At 63.5% G+C, this 17,776-nt stretch carries 23 protein-coding genes and 1 pseudogene; 8 read left to right on the top strand and 16 right to left on the bottom strand.

The window, feature by feature from the left end:
- The first annotated feature begins 37 nt into the window (after window positions 1-37).
- On the top strand, window positions 38-400 hold the full coding sequence (locus CWO91_RS07285) for a hypothetical protein (RefSeq protein ID WP_130212876.1): 363 nt from the start codon (window positions 38-40) through the stop codon (window positions 398-400).
- Between the two features lie 6 nt (window positions 401-406).
- Here the strand turns inward: CWO91_RS07285 and CWO91_RS07280 are convergent, their stop codons facing one another.
- From CWO91_RS07280 to CWO91_RS07255, 5 genes are all read right to left on the bottom strand, one after another.
- Complete coding sequence (locus CWO91_RS07280; RefSeq protein ID WP_130212859.1) at window positions 407-715, bottom strand: DUF6496 domain-containing protein; 309 nt, start codon at window positions 713-715, stop codon at window positions 407-409.
- Window positions 716-803: 88 nt separating this feature from the next.
- Entirely contained in the window at window positions 804-998 is a 195-nt protein-coding gene (locus CWO91_RS07275; RefSeq protein ID WP_128935346.1) for a DUF3072 domain-containing protein, read from the bottom strand.
- A gap of 191 nt (window positions 999-1,189) precedes the next feature.
- Window positions 1,190-1,504: a hypothetical protein gene (locus CWO91_RS45200; RefSeq protein ID WP_165405282.1), complete on the bottom strand. Its 315-nt coding sequence runs from the start codon at window positions 1,502-1,504 to the stop codon at window positions 1,190-1,192.
- A gap of 228 nt (window positions 1,505-1,732) precedes the next feature.
- Window positions 1,733-1,975: a hypothetical protein gene (locus CWO91_RS07260; protein WP_130212857.1), complete on the bottom strand. Its 243-nt coding sequence runs from the start codon at window positions 1,973-1,975 to the stop codon at window positions 1,733-1,735.
- Window positions 1,976-2,069: 94 nt separating this feature from the next.
- A complete protein-coding gene (locus CWO91_RS07255; RefSeq protein ID WP_130212856.1) occupies window positions 2,070-2,327 on the bottom strand; it encodes a hypothetical protein in 258 nt (85 codons plus the stop codon).
- Between the two features lie 140 nt (window positions 2,328-2,467).
- Here CWO91_RS07255 and CWO91_RS07250 point away from each other — a divergent pair, with 140 nt between their 5' ends.
- Window positions 2,468-2,689 (top strand): hypothetical protein, encoded by a 222-nt coding sequence (locus CWO91_RS07250; protein WP_130212855.1) that lies wholly within the window; start codon window positions 2,468-2,470, stop codon window positions 2,687-2,689.
- Between the two features lie 107 nt (window positions 2,690-2,796).
- On the opposite strand, the gene CWO91_RS07245 is transcribed toward CWO91_RS07250, so the two are convergent.
- Both CWO91_RS07245 and CWO91_RS07240 read right to left on the bottom strand, forming a co-directional pair.
- A complete protein-coding gene (locus CWO91_RS07245) occupies window positions 2,797-4,287 on the bottom strand; it encodes an HWE histidine kinase domain-containing protein (RefSeq protein ID WP_130212854.1) in 1,491 nt (496 codons plus the stop codon).
- A gap of 13 nt (window positions 4,288-4,300) precedes the next feature.
- Complete coding sequence (locus tag CWO91_RS07240; RefSeq protein ID WP_130212853.1) at window positions 4,301-10,597, bottom strand: HAMP domain-containing protein; 6,297 nt, start codon at window positions 10,595-10,597, stop codon at window positions 4,301-4,303.
- A 276-nt stretch (window positions 10,598-10,873) separates the two neighbouring features.
- Between CWO91_RS07240 and CWO91_RS07235 the strand changes: the two genes are divergently transcribed.
- A complete protein-coding gene (locus tag CWO91_RS07235; protein ID WP_130212852.1) occupies window positions 10,874-11,167 on the top strand; it encodes a hypothetical protein in 294 nt (97 codons plus the stop codon).
- Between the two features lie 3 nt (window positions 11,168-11,170).
- On the opposite strand, the gene CWO91_RS07230 is transcribed toward CWO91_RS07235, so the two are convergent.
- A complete protein-coding gene (locus CWO91_RS07230; RefSeq protein ID WP_130212851.1) occupies window positions 11,171-11,683 on the bottom strand; it encodes a DUF4142 domain-containing protein in 513 nt (170 codons plus the stop codon).
- Between the two features lie 93 nt (window positions 11,684-11,776).
- On the opposite strand from CWO91_RS07230, the gene CWO91_RS07225 reads away from it, so the two are divergent.
- A complete protein-coding gene (locus CWO91_RS07225) occupies window positions 11,777-11,971 on the top strand; it encodes a hypothetical protein (protein WP_130212850.1) in 195 nt (64 codons plus the stop codon).
- A 324-nt stretch (window positions 11,972-12,295) separates the two neighbouring features.
- Window positions 12,296-12,514 (top strand): hypothetical protein, encoded by a 219-nt coding sequence (locus CWO91_RS07220; protein ID WP_130212849.1) that lies wholly within the window; start codon window positions 12,296-12,298, stop codon window positions 12,512-12,514.
- 141 nt (window positions 12,515-12,655) lie between these two features.
- Here CWO91_RS07220 and CWO91_RS07215 read toward each other — a convergent pair whose 3' ends face one another.
- On the bottom strand, window positions 12,656-12,904 hold the full coding sequence (locus CWO91_RS07215; protein WP_130212848.1) for a hypothetical protein: 249 nt from the start codon (window positions 12,902-12,904) through the stop codon (window positions 12,656-12,658).
- A gap of 175 nt (window positions 12,905-13,079) precedes the next feature.
- Between CWO91_RS07215 and CWO91_RS42745 the strand changes: the two genes are divergently transcribed.
- Window positions 13,080-13,238 (top strand): hypothetical protein, encoded by a 159-nt coding sequence (locus tag CWO91_RS42745; RefSeq protein ID WP_165405281.1) that lies wholly within the window; start codon window positions 13,080-13,082, stop codon window positions 13,236-13,238.
- A gap of 148 nt (window positions 13,239-13,386) precedes the next feature.
- On the opposite strand, the gene CWO91_RS07205 is transcribed toward CWO91_RS42745, so the two are convergent.
- The 7 genes and pseudogenes from CWO91_RS07205 to CWO91_RS07175 all read right to left on the bottom strand — a co-directional run bounded on the left by CWO91_RS07205 (window position 13,387) and on the right by CWO91_RS07175 (window position 17,057).
- Window positions 13,387-13,872 carry a hypothetical protein gene (locus CWO91_RS07205; protein ID WP_130212846.1) on the bottom strand — a complete coding sequence of 162 codons (486 nt, stop codon included), beginning with the start codon at window positions 13,870-13,872 and terminating at the stop codon, window positions 13,387-13,389.
- The gene (locus CWO91_RS07200) at window positions 13,872-14,219 is read right to left on the bottom strand and encodes a DUF3147 family protein (RefSeq protein WP_130212845.1); all 348 of its coding nucleotides are present in this window, start codon (window positions 14,217-14,219) and stop codon (window positions 13,872-13,874) included. Before CWO91_RS07200 ends, CWO91_RS07205 begins: the two co-directional genes overlap by 1 nt.
- Complete coding sequence (locus tag CWO91_RS07195) at window positions 14,216-14,803, bottom strand: phosphatase PAP2 family protein (protein WP_130212844.1); 588 nt, start codon at window positions 14,801-14,803, stop codon at window positions 14,216-14,218. The genes CWO91_RS07200 and CWO91_RS07195 overlap by 4 nt, the downstream gene beginning before the upstream one ends.
- A 99-nt stretch (window positions 14,804-14,902) precedes the next feature.
- Window positions 14,903-15,824, bottom strand: a pseudogene (locus tag CWO91_RS07190) (SDR family oxidoreductase).
- A 174-nt stretch (window positions 15,825-15,998) separates the two neighbouring features.
- The gene (locus tag CWO91_RS07185) at window positions 15,999-16,550 is read right to left on the bottom strand and encodes a DUF4142 domain-containing protein (RefSeq protein ID WP_130212843.1); all 552 of its coding nucleotides are present in this window, start codon (window positions 16,548-16,550) and stop codon (window positions 15,999-16,001) included.
- Between the two features lie 88 nt (window positions 16,551-16,638).
- Window positions 16,639-16,866: a hypothetical protein gene (locus CWO91_RS07180; protein ID WP_130212842.1), complete on the bottom strand. Its 228-nt coding sequence runs from the start codon at window positions 16,864-16,866 to the stop codon at window positions 16,639-16,641.
- A gap of 8 nt (window positions 16,867-16,874) precedes the next feature.
- Window positions 16,875-17,057, bottom strand: a complete 183-nt coding sequence (locus tag CWO91_RS07175) for a hypothetical protein (protein WP_130212841.1) — start codon at window positions 17,055-17,057, stop codon at window positions 16,875-16,877.
- Between the two features lie 145 nt (window positions 17,058-17,202).
- Between CWO91_RS07175 and CWO91_RS07170 the strand changes: the two genes are divergently transcribed.
- Together CWO91_RS07170 and CWO91_RS42740 are read left to right on the top strand one after the other, a co-directional pair.
- The gene (locus tag CWO91_RS07170) at window positions 17,203-17,577 is read left to right on the top strand and encodes a PRC-barrel domain-containing protein (protein ID WP_130212840.1); all 375 of its coding nucleotides are present in this window, start codon (window positions 17,203-17,205) and stop codon (window positions 17,575-17,577) included.
- Window positions 17,578-17,592: 15 nt separating this feature from the next.
- Window positions 17,593-17,754: a hypothetical protein gene (locus CWO91_RS42740; RefSeq protein ID WP_165405280.1), complete on the top strand. Its 162-nt coding sequence runs from the start codon at window positions 17,593-17,595 to the stop codon at window positions 17,752-17,754.
- Window positions 17,755-17,776: the final 22 nt, after the last annotated feature.

Below are 17,776 nucleotides of genomic sequence, written 5' to 3'. Positions count from 1 at the left end.
GGAACTGGCCGGTGGTTCGCATTTGATCGGTGCCGACATGGATCGATTGAAGCTCTCGTTGATGAGTACGCTGCTCGTGGCGTGGTTCGTGCTGCCGGCTGGAAGCGCCCTCGGGCGCGACGACGGCCGCTATGCGAACTCGCCCCTCAAGCCATGGTTCGACAGCCTGCGCAGCCACCTCGGTCCGTGCTGCTCGGATGCGGACGGCTTTGCAGTCTCCGATCCCGATTGGGAATCGCACAACGGGCACTACCGTGTTCGGTTGGACGGGCAATGGGTCGAGGTGCCGGATGAAGCCGTCATCACCGAGCCGAACCGCGCCGGCCGCACCATGGTGTGGCCGGTGAAAACCGCGTTCGGGATTTCGATCCGCTGCTTCATGCCGGGCAGCATGATCTGACTGAGGTCAGCGCGACCGCTTGCTGGATTTGCGCTTCGACGATTTCTTGGAAGATTTCTTGGAAGATTTCTTGGAAGATTTCTTGGACGTCTTCTTCTTGGACGTCTTCCGCTTGGAGGCCTTCTTCGGGACCTTCTTGCCCTTCTTGCGGGCCTTCGACAGTCCGATCGCGATCGCCTGCTTGCGGCTCTTCACGCGTCCGCCGCGACCGCCACGCCCGCTCTTCGCGGTACCTTTCTTGTAGCGCCGCATCTCGCTTTCGACATCGCTGCCGGAGCTGCGTGAGTAGCGGCGCTTCTTTGCCTTGCGTGCCATGCCTATTCTCCCTTGGCGGAGGGAGAACCATTCGACACTGGCATGGTTCCGACAGCACGCGTGCAATGTTCCGGGCGGTGAAGGCGGCTCAGAACGAATTCGCCAGCTCGATCTCGGCCTCCAGCACCTGAATGCGCCGCGCAGCCTCGGCAGAGGACAGATCTCGCGCATATTGTGCCGGCTGATAGGCCTCTTCGCTCAGCCGCTTCAATCTCAATCCCTGCGCCCGTGTCATCTGCTCGCCAAGGAAAACCCTGGCGTCGTATTTGGCCTGGACCTGCATGTCGCTCCTCCGTCCTTGAAATCTGACTTGACTATATGTTCTTATTTTGTTCTAACAAGCCATGGACAACAGAATTAATGAAATTCGGCGTAAAATCAGCGCCTTGAGGCTGGAAATGGCCGATGTCGAGGCGTCTGTGCGCTTTCTCGTCAATCGCGATTGCGACTGCGGCGAACAAGCTCTGGCGCAGATCAATCTGCGCCGGAAAAATCAACCTGCTCATCGACGAATGGAAGGCGGCCGGGGGCGGCGATGTCTTGCCTGACGTCCGCGACCGGATGCGTCTTCGCTCCGTGAAGAATGTCGACAAGCCGGCGCGCGTGTTGGCCCGCCGCTGAGACATTGGGGGCCGCGCGGTGGAGGAAGACCCGGACAACTACCGGATCCTGAAATTGCGCGCCGAGATTCTCGAACTGGGCTCCGCCATCCGGCAATTGCAGCGCGAGGGCCTCGACGACGCTGCGGCCCAACTCCTGATCGCACGCAAGCGGGCGCAGCTCTGGCATCTCGTTAAGACGAATTCCGCGGCAAGCTGCCTTAACATCACTGACATCCGACGCAGCTAAGGCGTGCGCGCAAGCGACATGCTGGAGATTGTCGATGCCGTCGGAGGATCAGCGCGCCGACCATGTGGCGCTAGCCTAGAGCGCGACGGGAGGGCAAGATGAATCGTCGTCGTCCTCGAGTGAAGAGCCCCGCGCTGAACGCGAGACTCTCACCTTACCGGGCAGAGCTCACTTGGTGTTGCTCATGCCGCCCTTGTTCGTCATCGTGCCGCCCTGGTCGGAGCCGGGGCCAGAGCCGCCCTGACCGGAGGGATCGGCAGCCTTGGAGGACTTGGTATTCGCGCCCGTGGTCTGCGACGATGACATCGAGGATCCATGTTTGGCCTTGTGCGACTTCGCCTGCGCGGCGAACGGCGCGGCGGCGAGGCCCGTTGCCAACATTGCGGTGAGGACGAGCTTGACTGTCTTCATATGGGGGAACTCCCTGGGTTAAATTGACGCAGGCGGCCAACGGCCGTTCCTCGCAGGAGTTCCCAACAAAGCTTCTCCACGCGTCGCGCACGCTTCAAGATTGCTTGTTCTCTTCGAGGATGAACACGATGCCAGTGAGCGTCGCGCCGATCGCGAAGGTCGTCACCAGCGTGAGAACGAAGACAATAGCGGCTTGGCTTCCGCCATGGTTCAGCAGGTTGGCGACGGCTGGATTGGTCAGAATGAGTGCGAGGCTGAAGGCGAGGCCGAGGGCTGCACCCATCATCGCATGTGTCATCAGCTTGATAAGGCCGGTGGGGGAGATCAGGTTCGACGACTTTTTCGCGCGCATGGAACTATGTCCCGATCTGGCAGGCAAACGCGCGCGATCGTCATTGGTTCCATCAGGATGAAGGAATTGTCATCGTCAGCTTCATCCGACGTTCATGCCCGGCTTGCGAAGATGAGTGCCATCAACATGGGAATATCGATATGGGCAAGGTAGTCTTTCTGTACCGCTCGCTGGCCTATCGCAACGCGGCCGCGGACATGCTGCGCAAGGCGCGCAAGCTCCCGCGCGGCGCGGAACGAAGCGCGGCTCGCCGCTATGCGAAGGCGCTACGCGATCTCGCTCGAACGGAGGCTTGGCTCGAAGGACGCGTCGCGCGCGACCCACGGACGGAGCAGCGCATGACGAGCGCGGCGTCCGGCTAGAGCTTTCCGTTCCGATTAAATCGGAGCGGTAGCTCTCGATTCTTGGAGATTCTTGGCTTGACGCGTTTTCTTGACGCGAACCGGTCACCACTTCGCTGGAAAACGCTCTAACCGGATGCGCGCTGCAATTCGGCCGCGGCGGCGGCATCGAATTTGCCGGGTGCCGTCGTCGCCACCGGCTTGCGTGTCAATGGCACCTCCAGGCGGCACAACAAGCCCTCGGCGCGCCAATCGAATTGCGCCTGTCCGCCAAGCTGGGACTCGACGCTTGCAAGCAGACTCCGCGTGCCGAAGCCGCGGGATTTCGGCGTCCTGACCAACGGGCCGCCGGATTCCTCCCAGGTCAGTGTGAGGCGGTCGTCCTCGGTCTGCCAACCGATCATGAGCCGACCGGATCGCGTCGACAGTGCGCCATACTTGGCCGAATTGGTGAAGAGCTCGTGCAGCGCCAGCGCCAGCGTCTGGGCGGTCGCCGGCAGCAACTGAACCTCGGGCCCGGCAAGCTTGATCTGGCCGCCTAGCGAATAGGGCGCAAGCTCCTCGTCGATCAGCTTGGAGAGCTCGGCGCCCTGCCAGCTCGACAGCGACAGGATGGTGTGCACGCGCGCGAGCGCATTGATGCGCCCCTCGACGGCATTGACATAGGCCTTGACCTCGTCGGCGCGGGTGAGGCGCACGATCGATTGCGCCAGCGCCAGCGCATTCTTGGCGCGATGATCGACTTCCCGCGCGAGAAGATTCTGCCGCTCCTCGGCACGCTTGCGTTCGGTGATATCGACGGTGACGCCGCTGACACGAACCACGCGACCACTTTCGTCCACCGTCGCCGCCGCGGTGCCGACGCACCACCGCACATCACCGTCGGGCCGCACGATGCGGAATTCCGTTTCGTAGGCGCGCGTGCCCTTGTTGAACTCGGCGATCGCCTTGCGCAACTGATCGACATCGTCGGTATGCAACAGCGCCTGAACGTTGGCCGGGTTGACCTCGAAGCTCTCCGGGCTGACCCCAAAGATGCGATATTGCCCCTCGTCCCACATCCAGTCGCCGGTAATCCAGTCCCAATCCCACGAGCCCATCTTGCCGGCCGCGATCGCCATGCTGCGCCGCTGCTCGCTTTCGCGAAGCTTGGCGGTGGAATTTTCCAGCTCGGCGGTGCGTGCGCGGACGCGGTCCTCGAGCTCCTGGTTCAGTCGTTCGAGCTCGCGGGTCTTGCGATAGAGTTCGGAGAACACCTTGATCTTGGCGCGCAGCACCTCCGGCACGACCGGCACGGGAACGTAGTCGACCGCGCCCATCTCGTAGCCACGCAACCGGTCGATATCGCTCACCTGAATGGCCGAGATGAAGATCATTGCGGTCTTCTGGAAGCGCGGATGCTCGCGGATCATCGCGGCGAGCTCGAAGCCATCGAGCTCGGGCATACAGACGTCGACCAGGATGACTGCGATCTCGGTCTTGAGCAGAACCTCCAACGCCTCGCGTCCAGACGAGGCGATCACGAGGTTCTCGCCGAGATCCTTCAGGATCACCTCGTAGGCGAGCAGCTTGGCTGGCTGGTCGTCGACGAGCAGGATGTTGACCTTCTCTTGGTCCATTCGCGGATCCAACTCAGCGGTGCAGCCACATGCGGATCGCAAGCAGCAATTGATCGGTGTTGACGGGTTTGGCGAGGTAGTCGGACGCGCCGGCTTCCAGGCATTTTTCACGGTCGCCCTTCATCGCCTTGGCGGTCAGCGCGATGATCGGTAGCCGCGCGAAGGCCGGGTTCTCGCGGATCACACCCATGGTCTGATAGCCATCCATCTGCGGCATCATGATGTCCATCAGCACGATGGCGATTTCCGGATTGGATTCGACCAGCGCGACCGCCTCGCTGCCGGTCGTGGCCGTCAGCACCTTCATGCCGCGCCGTTCCAGCACGCTCGACAGCGCGAAGATGTTGCGGGCGTCGTCGTCGACGAGCAGGGCCGTCTTGCCGATCAGGTCCTCGTCGGAGCTGTTCAGCTTCTCCAACATGCGCTGCTTCTCAACCGGTAGTTCCGTGATGACACGGTGCAGGAACAGCGCGGTCTCGTCGAGCAGGCGCTCCGGCGATTCCACCCCCTTGACCACGATGCTGCGCGCCATGGTGTGGAGTTCCGCATCCTCTTCCGCCGAAAGCTCGCGGCCGGTGAACACCACGACCGGGACGTTCGACAGCGCCTCGTCGTTGCGGATCTGGTCGAGCACCTCGAAGCCGCTCATGTCGGGCAGCCGCAGGTCGAGCACCACGCAATCGCACGGGGATTGACGCAGTGTCGAGAGCGCGCCGGCACCGGTATCCGTCGTCACGATCTCGATGTCGTCGTGATGCAGCAGCTCGCGGATCGAGAGTTGTTCGGCCTCGTTGTCCTCGACGATCAGGAGTCGCTTGCGCCGCGGCCGCGCATATTCCTTGATCTGCGTCAGCGCGGCGGAGACGCCTTCCGTCGTCGTCGGCTTGTTGACGAACGAGAACGCACCGCGCGCCAACGCGTGCTGGCGGTCCTCGTCGAGCGTGATGATCTGCACGGGAATGTGGCGGGTCAGAGGATTGTGCTTGAGCTGGCTCAGTACGGTCCAGCCCAGCATGTCCGGCAGGAACACGTCGAGAGAGACGGCCGTCGGCTGGTACTGCTTGGCGAGCTCCAGCGCTTCGGCGCCGCGGGCCGCAACCAGGACCTTGAAGCCCTTGTCGCGGGCAAGATCGACGAGCACGCGCGCATAGTGCGGATCGTCCTCCACAATGAGGAGGATGGTGTCGCCGGGCTCGAGGTTGAGCCGGTCGTCGGGAAGCTGCTCGATGACGCGCTGCTGGTCGGGCGCGGCCGACTGCAGCGCCGGCGGCTGGCTGTACTGCTGTGGCGCGGGCGCCGCGCGCGGTGCGAGCGTCGGGCCGGAATATTTCAACGGCAGGTAAAGCGTGAACGACGAGCCCTTGCCCGGCGAGCTGCGCAGGTGGATTTCGCCGCCGAGCAGGCTTGCGAGTTCGCGGCTGATCGCAAGCCCGAGGCCCGTGCCGCCATATTTGCGGCTGGTGCCGGCGTCCGCCTGCTGGAATGCCTCGAAGATCAGTTTCTGCTTCTCCAGGGGAATGCCGATGCCGGTATCGGTCACTTCGAACGCGATCACGGCCGGCGCGGAGTTCAGCACCGGGTGATCCGTCCCCCAGCCGCCGACCGCACCGGCGACCTTCAGCCGCACCTCGCCTTCGGCGGTGAACTTGAAGGCGTTGGAGAGCAGGTTCTTCAGCACCTGTTGCAGGCGCTTGGAATCGGTGACGATGCTGCGCGGAAGGTTCGGATCGATGTCGATCTTGAACGCCAGATTGCGGTTGTCCGCCTCGTGCCGGAACGGCCGGCCGACGGTCTCGAGCAGGTTCGCGGTCAGGATTTCCTCGGCATCGACCGTTACCGTGCCGGACTCGATCTTGGAGAGATCGAGAATGTCGCTGATGAGATTGAGCAGGTCGGTGCCGGCGCCGTGGATGGTGCGGGCGAATTCGACCTGCTTGGCCGAGAGGTTGCCGTCCGGATTGTCGGTGAGCTGCTGTCCGAGGATCAGGATTGAATTCAGCGGCGTGCGCAGCTCGTGGCTCATATTGGCGAGGAATTCGGACTTGTACTTCGAGGTCAGTGCTAGCTCGGTCGCTTTTTCCTCCAGCGCACGGCGGGCCTGCTCGATTTCCTGGTTCTTGCGCTCGACCTCGACGTTGCGCTCGGCGAGCTGCTGCGCCTTCTGTTCGAGCTGGTCGTTGGTCTGCTGCAATTCGCGCTGCTGGGTCTGGAGCTCGCCGGCGAGCTGCTGCGACTGCTTGAGCAGGCCTTCGGTCTGCATCGTCGCCTCGATCGAGTTGAGCACGATGCCGATGGAGTCGGTGAGCTGCTCCAGGAACGTCATCTGCGACGTCGTGAACGATATCAGCGAAGCAAGCTCGATCACGGCCTTGACCTGGCCCTCGAACAGCACCGGCAGCACCACGAGGTTCTTCGGTGCGACGCGGAGCAGTGCCGAGTTGATCGGCACTACGTCGGATGGAATGTCGGCGACCAGGCGCGGCCGCTTGTCGAGGGCGCACTGGCCGATCAGGCCTTCGCCGAACTGAAGCACGCGCTGATAGGGATAGATACCGTCGCTGGCGTAAGACGCCAGCAGCAGGAGCTGGGAATTGTCCTCATTCTCGACCTGGTAGATCACGCCGGTATGCGCGTTCACCAGCGGCGACAATTCGGTGAGCAGCAGCCGGCCGACGGTCGTGAGGTCGCGCTGGCCCTGGAGCATGTTGGTGAATTTCGCGAGGTTGGTCTTCAGCCAGTCCTGCTCCGTGTTCACGTCCGTCGTCAGACGGAGATTCGTGATCATCGTGTTGATGTTGTCTTTCAGCTCCGCGACTTCGCCGCGGGCATCGACCTGGATCGATCGCGTCAGGTCGCCTTTGGTCACGGCGGTCGCGACTTCCGCGATTGCGCGCACCTGCGAGGTCAGGTTGGCCGCGAGCAGGTTGACGTTGCCGGTGAGGTCCTTCCAGGTGCCGGCGGCGCCGGGCACGTTGGCTTGGCCGCCGAGGCGGCCCTCGACGCCGACCTCGCGCGCCACCGACGTCACCTGATCGGCGAAGGTCGCGAGCGTCTCGGTCATGTTATTGATGGTATCGGCGAGGGCTGCGACCTCGCCGCGCGATTTCATCGTCAAGTTCTGCTTGAGGTCGCCGTTGGCGACCGCAGTCACGACCTTGACGATGCCGCGCACCTGCTCGGTCAGGTTCGCGGCCATGAGGTTCACGGTATCGGTGAGGTCCTTCCAGGTGCCGGCAACGCCGGGCACCTGCGCCTGTCCGCCGAGCTTGCCTTCGGTGCCGACCTCGCGCGCCACGCGCGTGACTTCGCCGGCGAAGGCGTTGAGCTGGTCCACCATGGTGTTGATGGTGTTCTTCAGCTCGAGGATTTCGCCCTTCACGTCGACGGTGATCTTGCGCGAGAGGTCGCCGCGCGCGACCGCCGTGGTGACTTCGGCGATGTTGCGGACCTGCGTGGTGAGGTTCGCGGCGAGCAGGTTGACGTTATCGGTGAGGTCCTTCCAGGTGCCGCCGACGCCGGGAACGACGGCCTGACCGCCGAGCCGGCCCTCGGTGCCGACCTCGCGCGCCACGCGCGTGACTTCGGCGGCGAAGGAGCGGAGCTGCTCGACCATGGTGTTCAGCGTGTCCTTCAAGAGAAGGATTTCGCCGCGCACGTCCACCGTGATCTTCTTCGAGAGGTCGCCGCCGGCGATCGCGGTCGCGACCTCGGCGATGTTGCGGACCTGGGCCGTCAGGTTGGAGGCCATGAAGTTGACGTTGTCGGTGAGGTCCTTCCAGGTGCCGGCGACGCCGGGCACTTCGGCCTGACCGCCGAGCTTGCCTTCGGTGCCGACCTCGCGGGCGACGCGCGTGACTTCGCCGGCAAAGCCATTGAGCTGGTCCACCATGGTGTTGATGGTGTTCTTCAGCTCGAGGATTTCGCCCTTCACGTCCACCGTGATCTTGCGGGACAAGTCGCCACGCGCGACGGCGGTGGTGACTTCGGCGATGTTGCGGACCTGGGCCGTGAGGTTGCCTGCCATCGAGTTCACGCTGTCGGTGAGATCCTTCCAGGTGCCGGCGACGCCGGGCACGTTGGCTTGACCACCGAGGCGGCCTTCGGTGCCGACCTCGCGCGCGACGCGCGTCACCTCGCCCGCGAAGCGGTTGAGCTGGTCGACCATCGTGTTCAGGGTGTCCTTGAGCTGGAGGATCTCGCCGCGCACGTCGACGGTGATCTTGCGCGAGAGGTCGCCGCCGGCGATCGCGGTCGCGACTTCGGCGATGTTGCGCACCTGGGCTGTCAAATTGCCCGCCATCGAGTTCACGGAATCGGTGAGGTCCTTCCAGGTGCCGGCGACGCCGGGCACGCCGGCCTGGCCGCCCAGCTTGCCGTCGGTGCCGACCTCGCGCGCCACGCGCGTCACCTCGCCGGCGAAGGCGTTGAGCTGGTCCACCATGGTATTGAGCGTTTCCTTCAGCTGAAGGATTTCGCCCGATACGTTGACCGTGATCTTCTTAGACAAGTCGCCCTTCGCCACCGCGGTCGCGACCTCGGCGATGTTGCGGACCTGTCCGGTCAGGTTCGAGGCCATCGAATTGACGCTGTCGGTGAGGTCCTTCCAGGTGCCGCCGACGCCGCGCACGACGGCCTGGCCGCCCAGCTTGCCTTCCGTGCCGACCTCGCGCGCCACGCGCGTGACTTCACCGGCGAAGGCGTTGAGCTGGTCCACCATGGTGTTGATGGTGTCCTTCAGCTCCAGGATCTCGCCGCGCACGTCCACGGTGATCTTCTTCGACAGGTCGCCGCCGGCGACCGCCGTCGTCACCTCCGCGATGTTGCGGACCTGCGCAGTCAGGTTCGAGGCCATCGAGTTGACGCTCTCGGTCAGGTCCTTCCAGGTGCCGGCGACGCCGAGCACGTTGGCCTGACCGCCGAGCCGCCCCTCGGTGCCGACTTCGCGGGCGACGCGCGTCACTTCGCCAGCGAAGGCGTTGAGCTGGTCGACCATGGTGTTGAGCGTCTCCTTCAGCTGAAGGATCTCGCCCGAGACGTTGACGGTGATCTTCTTCGAGAGGTCGCCGCTGGCGATCGCAGTGGCGACGTCGGCGATGTTGCGGACCTGCGCGGTCAGGTTCGACGCCATGAAGTTGACGTTGTCGGTGAGGTCCTTCCAGGTGCCGGCCACACCGGGCACCTGGGCCTGGCCGCCGAGCTTGCCTTCGGTGCCGACCTCGCGCGCCACGCGCGTCACTTCCGAAGCGAACGAGTTGAGCTGGTCCACCATGGTGTTGATGGTGTCCTTCAGCTCCAGGATCTCGCCGCGCACGTCCACGGTGATCTTGCGCGAGAGGTCGCCGCGCGCCACGGCGGTGGTCACGTTGGCGATGTTGCGCACCTGTGCGGTCAGGTTGCCGCACATCGCGTTGACGCTGTCGGTGAGGTCCTTCCAGGTGCCGGCGACGCCGGGCACGATCGCCTGGCCGCCGAGCTTGCCGTCGGTGCCGACCTCGCGCGCCACGCGCGTCACTTCGGAGGCGAAGGACCGGAGCTGGTCGACCATCGTGTTGATGGCTTCCTTGAGCTGGAGGATCTCGCCGCGGACGTCGACGGTGATCTTCTTCGACAGGTCGCCATTGGCGACCGCGATCGTCACCTCGGCGATGTTGCGAACCTGGTTGGTCAGGTTGTTCGCCATCGAGTTGACGCTCTCGGTGAGGTCCTTCCAGACGCCGGTCACCTCAGGCACCTGGGCCTGGCCGCCGAGCTTGCCTTCGGTGCCGACCTCGCGCGCCACGCGCGTCACCTCGGAGGTGAACACGCCGAGCTGCTTGATCATGGTGTTGACGATGGTCGCCGATTGCAAAAACTCGCCGCGCAGGGGGCGGCCGTCGACGTCGAGCTTGACGGTCTGGAGCAGGTCGCCTTGCGCCACCGCCGCGACTGCACGCGTCACTTCGCGGGTCGGCCACAACAGGTCGTCGATCAGCGTGTTGACGGACCCTTCCATGTCGGCCCAGGAGCCCGAGGCGAGACCGAACTTCACGCGCTGGCGGGTCTTGCCCTCGCGGCCCACCACCTGGCCGACCAGCTCGAGCTGCTGCGCCATGCGCTGGTTGGCCGCGATGATTTCGTTAAAAGTGTCGGCGATCTTGCCGTCGATGCCAAGATAGTCACCACTCATCCGCACGGAGAAATCGCCGCTGCGCATCGCCTGCAAGGCAAGCAGCAATTCCGCCCGGGAATCCTGCTCCGACGTACCGTTGGTTTTTGGCTTTGGGACGCGACGACCGGAGCGAGATGCAGTGCCGGGATCGAGGTCGCTCATACTGATTCCCCCGCAGGCGTCGGCCGAATCCCAGGCAAGACGCGTTTGGTCAAAATAGAGCGTCAGCCAAATTCGAAATCAAGCGCCAAGGTTGCGGCGCAGGGAAATGGAACCTGCTTTGCTCAGCCCGGTTGTACTAACCGCAAACGATCGGGGTGGTTCCACGCAAGTTCCAAAGAATTTGGCCTCGGCGGCCCCCACTGGTCGGCGCCTCGCGGACCCCTCCTTGCGGAACGCAGCGGCAGCCCTGCGGCGCAAAGAACAGGGAGAGCGCAGATGAAAGCTGGATTGGCTGCGATCGTCGTCATGTTGCTTGCCGGAGCAGCCTTCCGCACAAGGCGGGGCGCCCAGTGGCCGGGGGCCGTGACCGGCGATCCCGCCGCGAGCTCGGCCACGCCTCGCGCGGATCCGTCCACCACGGGAACGGCGACCCGATCGAACCCGAGCGGCAGCGGCACCTCGACCTCGGGCGGCAAGGATGACAATGGCGATGCAGGCCGGGACAGAATGCCTGAGAGCGACCGGACCGTGCGGCCGCAGAGTCAGCAGCATCATCCGAATGACAAGTAAAGGCTACTTGTCCGCCATGGTGCGCTCGGCAGCCTTGACCTGCGCACGCAGCATCGGGAGCTGCTCGCGCGCGAACGCTGCAAGCGCAGCATTGTCGGGCGCCTTCAGGTAGCGTTCGAGCAGGTTGATGGCCGCTTCATATTCGGGAATCTGCGAGGCATAAAAGCTTCTGACGTAAGTCGGTCCGTCCGAAGTTTCGGGTTCGATGAGGCTCGCGCTTGCCGACGTCGCCTTGTTGACGTGCGGCTCCGCACCGATCGTCTCTTGAATTCGTTTCAGCGCCTTGTCGCGCTTGGCCGCTTCTTCAGCCCGCAGCGCGGCAAGGTTCTTGACCTCCGTGTTTCCCTTTAGGTCGGTGCTCTCCAGCAGACCCTGTTGGAAGCGGCTAAAGGCGTAGAGGCCGCCGATAACGTCGGTTGCGCCCGGCGTGCGGTCGCCAAGGTTTCGCTCGCCAGTGCTGTCGGCAGGCGCCGCGGTGCTGATGAACATCAGAACTATGGCGACGAGAACTCGCATCGATATCAATGACGGATGACGTGCAAAGTTCCCCGAACGTTACGATCCGGTAAGGGCATTGCGACCTCAGAGTTCCGTCACCACGTCTTCCGCATGAAACAGTCTGACATTTTCAGAGATAACGCCGACAACTGTCTTCAGCTCGCCGAGCGCGCGGAAGGGAAACCCGCTTACAGGCGCTATTCGCGCATGGCGGACGCCTGGACGGCGCTTGCGACGGAACAGGATTGGCTCGATGGAGAAATCCCGCCCGTGACGATCCATATCCCTCAAAAACAGGGCAGATAGTCGTCCTCGTGAAGCCGTGTGTGAGACCGCGCACGGAATGCAAGAGACCAATCCAGGATCATCCGTGAACAGTCGATCGCGTTGATTTTCGATTCCAGAAGGAGGTTTCGCAATGACTCCACGTCTGGCTCTTCTTTCACTGATTCTCGCTTTTGGCGTTTCGGTCGCCTTCGCGACGGTAACGACGGTGCGACAGGTGCATCTGGAAAATGCATCGGCTGCGGTCCACGCGGCACACAGCTAGCGTCGGGGTGCTCTCGTCCGGAACAATCGACGTGCCAGCGCGTAACCGCTGCGAAACATCAAGAGAGGCGAGAGCAGATCATGGCCCATTCCGATCACGGCATCGTCAAGGACAAGCGGGCGGAGGAGCAGCCGCGTGACAAGCGGCGTGCGCAGTCCGTGCACAAGACGGATCCCAACAAGACGGATCCCAAAGGTTCGCTGTCGCGGGAGGCGACACGCGATCCCAAGCTGAACGATGATAGTAAGACGCCAGGCTCCGGCGTGATGCCGGACGATTCAAACGACGCTACGGGTTAGCGTTTACGAGGAACGAATCCCCGCGCGAAGAGTCGACGGATTGCTTCCGGTTGTCATGCCCCCGGTGCGCCGGAAGCAATCTCCAAGGACGGCCCTGGCACCCCCGTGCCGGGGTCGTTTGTTTGTGGACCGTCCTATGGCTTAGTTCTCAGTATCGCCGTCGGGATCTTCCTGAGTATGTCCGCCGGGTCCGCGGCCGAATACGCCGAAATTGCTCGACTTCACGCCGGCTGCCGCATCGACGCACACTGCGGCCAGCCCGAACTTGAGCAGTTCGCGGACAGCTGCCGCCCGTGTCGGCATGCGATGTTTGAACCGGAAATCATCGATGGCAGCCAATTCTTCCGGCGAGAGCATAACCTGAAGGCGCTCGGCGCGAAGGTCGTTCATGGTCGAACACGCAAATTGAGCAAGTTGAGTAGTTTACTCAATCGACGAACTTGGCGGGAGTTCCACAAGAGTCGAAATAATCGCCAAGTGAGTAAAAATAGCAAATAAAATCAATAAGTTAATTTTGAAACCAGTCGTGCGCTGGCGCATTTCCCCCTGCGAAGGGAGAGAGGCCATGACAGACGACGTCAGGTTGCCGCGCAAGCTTTCCGAAGAGGCAGAAGCATCGAAGCCGGTGCGCCCCAGCCATCGGAAGGTGATCGAGGAGGTGGAGCGCTGGGCGAACAGCCCAGGCCTGCAGCCACCGAGGACGGAAAATGCGAAGACGCTCTGAGCCACACACATTTGAGCAACGGCTCGAGGCGCAGAAGCAGCGGCTCGAGCATGAGATGGCGAGGCTGCCAGACGGGCAGCAACGCGATTGCCTTGTTGCGCGCCTCGAACAGCTCCAGACTGCCGCCGAGATGTACGATTTCCTGATGCTACGGCAAGAAACTCCAGCCCCTCGCTGATCGCGCCCCGCGTTCGGGCTGCGGGCGGCCCGAGGTGACGCGAAGCTTCCGCCTCAGCCGCCACGCCGACACGGACACCATGGCCCAGGCCAGGATGGCGGCGGCGAATGCCCCGATGATACTTGCCGACACCACGACGTAGAAGACCGCCGCGAACGCTGCGAGGCCGATACTTCCGAGGCCGGCGCCCGCGGCGTCCAACGCTGCGGCCTGCTGCCCGCGTCTTCGCCCGCTGAGGCCGGCTTTTGCCTTGGCGCGGCGTTCATGGCGTTCGATCAGCGTCGCGCTGGCACAGAGGATGGCGGGAAGCGCGAGAAAGAGTCCGCCGATCGCGACGCCAAAATGGCTGCCGATCAGGCCTGCCGCTACCGTCGCGAGGCCGCCCAGCACGAAGCGCACCGCGTATTCATACCAATGCGTCTGCTGCAGCGCGGATGATGACAGCTTGACCAGCATCAGGCGGCGCCTCCGAACCCGGCAAGCAAGCCGAAGGCGACCACGAGCCAAACCGCAAATGCGAGGATGGTGGCCGGCAGCGTGGCGAGACGAAATCTCATCAGGAGGTGGCAGACGGCGAGGCTGTAGCAGCCGAGGGCGACCGCGCCGTAGATCATGGTCCAGCTCTCGGCCGCGGCATATTGCGGCCCATGCTGAACGACCGCGATGCCAAGCGTGGCGAGTGCGACCGACGGCGCCGCACCGAGAAGCCCGGCAAAGCTCTTCGGCCGCAGCATGTCGCCGACGATCGCGAACACGGAGACGATCAGGCCGCCGGCGACGAAGCGCACGAGATATTCCGTCATGGCCGTACCCGCGAGGCTGGAGGCCGCTGCTGCCGTGACTTTGCCAGTGTGAACGGCCTGAATAATCGCTCGACGACGACGCCAAGTGTGAAGCCTGCCACCACGTCGCTGGCCCAATGTGCAAGCACCACGACGCGCGTCAACGACAAGGCTACGGCAAGGGAGCGCACCAAGCGGCGCGGGACCGGCGGCAACAGGCCGGCGGCCGAGGCGAGGGCGCCCATGTGCACGGCGTGACCTGAGGGAAACGCATCGCGCGGGCGCCCCGAATAGGGAATCCCGCGCCGGTGGCCGCTAACCGTCAGCCGGTCCGGCCTCGTCTGATCAAACAAGGATTTCAGAGCATGCGGCAGCACGGCCGTCGCCAGCGATACCATCAGCAAGTGATCGGCGATGCGACGCTTCTGCGGTTGCTGTAGCCGGGTGTAGAGCCATCCCGCCGTGGCGAGCGCGACGAGCACATGCTCGTCGGCACCCCAGGTCAATGTCTGGGCGACATGCTCGAGTCCCGAAGTGGTGTTGTGCGCGATCTCGTTCGCGATCGCCGCGTCGATCCGGGTGGGTTTGATTGCTACGAGCGCCATCGGTCCGCCGGCGAGAAGTCCTCCATGTCAGTTTTGTAAAACTCGGAGACAAAGAATGTTCCTGTTTCAATCGCGTGGTATCAGCCCGTGGCGCCGCGACTATGGCTGTCCGGCTCCGCCGGCGGAGCCATACACTTGCCCGGTTGCATAGCTTGCGTCAGCCGCGGCAAGCTGCACGTAGATCGAGGCCAATTCGACCGGCTGGCCGGGACGACCGAGCGGTGTCATGCCGCCGAACTTTTCCAGCTTCTCCATCGTGGCGCCGCCGGAGACCTGGAGCGGCGTCCAGATCGGTCCGGGCGCGACGCCATTGACGCGGATGCCCTTGGAGGCGAGCTGCTTGGCCAGCGACTTCACATAGTTCATCGTTGCGGCCTTGGTCTGCGCATAATCATAGAGATCCGGCGAGGGATCGTAGCCTGCTCGGAGGTCGTGCCGATGATGCAGGAGCCCGGCTTGAGATGCGGCAGCGCTGCCTTGATGATCCAGAACGGCGCGTAGACGTTCGTCTTCATGGTGGCGTCGAAATCCTCCGACGAGACGTCGAGGATGGAGGCGCGCGTCTGCTGCCGCGCTGCGTTGTTGACGATGATGTCGAGCCCGCCGAGGCCTTGCACGGCCTGCTCGACCAGCTGCTTGCAGAAGGCCTCGTCGTTGAGGTCGCCGGGGATCGCGAGTCCGGTGCGCCCTTCCTTCCTGATCAGCGCGATTACTTCCTGCGCATCGGGCTCTTCCGCCGGCAGATAGTTGATGGCGACATCGGCGCCTTCGCGCGCATAGGCGATCGCGGCGGCGCGGCCCATGCCGGAATCGCCGCCGGTGATCAATGCTTTGCGGCCGGCGAGCCGGCCGGAGCCCTTGTAGCTGGTCTCGCCATGATCCGGCCGCGGCTCCATCTTGCCGGCAAGGCCCGGCCAGGGCTGCGCCTGCTTCTTGAACGGCGGCTTCGGATAGCGGCTGACGGGATTGATCAGGTCGTGCTCGGCCATGGCGTATCTCCTTCCGCCGTCGAGGCGGCCAGCGAAGCCGCCGCGAGCGCTGCGCTCGCGGCGTGGACCACGTGCCGGCGGGATATCGAGGTCTTGTCTTGCTGGCGCCATGAGGATCTCCGCGATTCTGCGATCCAACGTGCGGAGAAGGGCATCGTTGCTGAGACGAGGAGGACGCCGGCAGAGTCGGCGTCCCCGGTCGCGACCTACTTGGACTGACCGACGCTCGGCGCCTTACCGAGCTCCTTGGCCATGTCGAGATGGTGCTTGAGCGTCGGCAGCGTCTTGCCGGCCCAATCCTTCAGTGCGGCATTATCGCCGCCCTTGGCATAGCGGTCGAACAGGGAAACGGCATCCTGATGGGCGCTGACCTGGTGGGAATTGTAGTCCGAGCTGAAGTTCTTGCCGGTCGCGCTCTTGAGCTTGTCGAGCTTGCTTTGGTGCGAGCTGTCGAGCGCCGTCGGCAGCGTCGCCTGGACCTTGCCGTTGCCGACCAGTCCCTTCAGCTCGCCGCTGGTCTTGGTGTGATCGGTCACCATCTGCTGGGCGAAGGATTTGTCCTGCGCATTGCCCTTCTGCTCGGCGAGCTTGCTCGACTCGATCTCGAACATGTCGCTGATGGCCACCCCCTTGACGAAGTCGACGGTCGTTGGCGCGACGCCGAGCGCCGAATTGACGCCGGTCTTCTCGCCCAGTGATTGGGCCAATACGGGGCCTGCGAGAAGCACGCAAGCGCCGGCGACGATGGTTCGCTTCATGGTCCGATCCCTCCAATTGGTCGCGCGGCCGCTTGCCGCGCCATGTTGTGCCGATCAATACGCCGCAAGGGCCGAGGTTCTTAACGGACTAGTCCGTGGGATTGCGCCCCGTGCGCGGATTGATGGGATCGGTCGGCTTGCGTCGAAGCCGCTCGGGCAGAAACGGCTCGGCCGGCGCGGCGGTAGCGTCGGCGCGCACGTCGGCGTGACGCTGCGCCCGCTCATGCGGCGTCCGGTTGTCGTTGAAATGCCACTTCACGTCGACGCCGTCGACGGGGTCGTTGACGCCGTGCTGGATGTCGCGGAAGTCACTCATGGTTCACCTCATTGCTTTCCGGGCAGAATCGATTCGAGCACCTGCCGCGCAGCTCCCTTGATCATCCCGCTCTCGTTCGGATCGCCCTTCATCACGGCGAGCGAGAAATTCTTCGCCAGCTGCAAGGTGATGTGCGGCGGCAGCGGCGGCACCTCGGGCCGAACGATGAAGTCGGAGACGGTTTGAGGCATCGTGGGTGGCTCTCTCGGTTGGGGCCTCGTCAGCCTCAGAGAACCTGTTGTTTGCGGCGATGTTCCTTGGCGTTTGCGGAACACGACCCGGAACGATCGCTGACCCCGCGCGGTTGATTCACAAATGGCTGAGTGGAGAATTACGATGCTGAATCAGGGCGAACTGGACCGGAATGAGATGGGCCGCCTGATCGGGAGCGACAAGGTCGAGGGAACATCGGTCTATGGGGCCGATCGAAACAGGATCGGTTCAATCGAACGCGTGATGATCGACAAGATCAGTGGCAAGGTCTCTTACGCAGTGCTTGGCTTCGGCGGATTTCTCGGCCTCGGCAATGACCACTATCCATTGCCCTGGCAGTCGCTGAAATACGACACCGAGCTTGGCGGTTATGTTACCGCGATTACCGCGAAGGATTTGGAAGGCGCTCCAAAATACGGCGAAAAGACCGAGTGGAACTGGGGCGATGACACTGCTGTACGCGGTATCAATGCCTATTACGGCGTCCCCTTCGTGTAGCAAAAGGACGATGCGATGAGCAAGGAACGGCCCACCGACGATCCCCGGGATCGGAACGACTGGGGCTCGCACAGACAGACGGACAAGCCCTGGAAGGGCAATCCGGAGAAAGAACAGGTCTCGGACAAAGAAGTAAAGCCCGATCTCGAGAAGTGGCACGAGACCAAGACGCACTAGCGGTGCGCATTTTCCCGTAAGA

The sequence above is a fragment of the Bradyrhizobium genosp. SA-3 genome (assembly GCF_004212635.1).
In the GTDB taxonomy this organism is placed as follows: domain Bacteria; phylum Pseudomonadota; class Alphaproteobacteria; order Rhizobiales; family Xanthobacteraceae; genus Bradyrhizobium.
The sequence above is the reverse complement of the archived record's forward strand: the minus strand, read 5'-3'. Positions and strand labels throughout refer to the sequence as shown.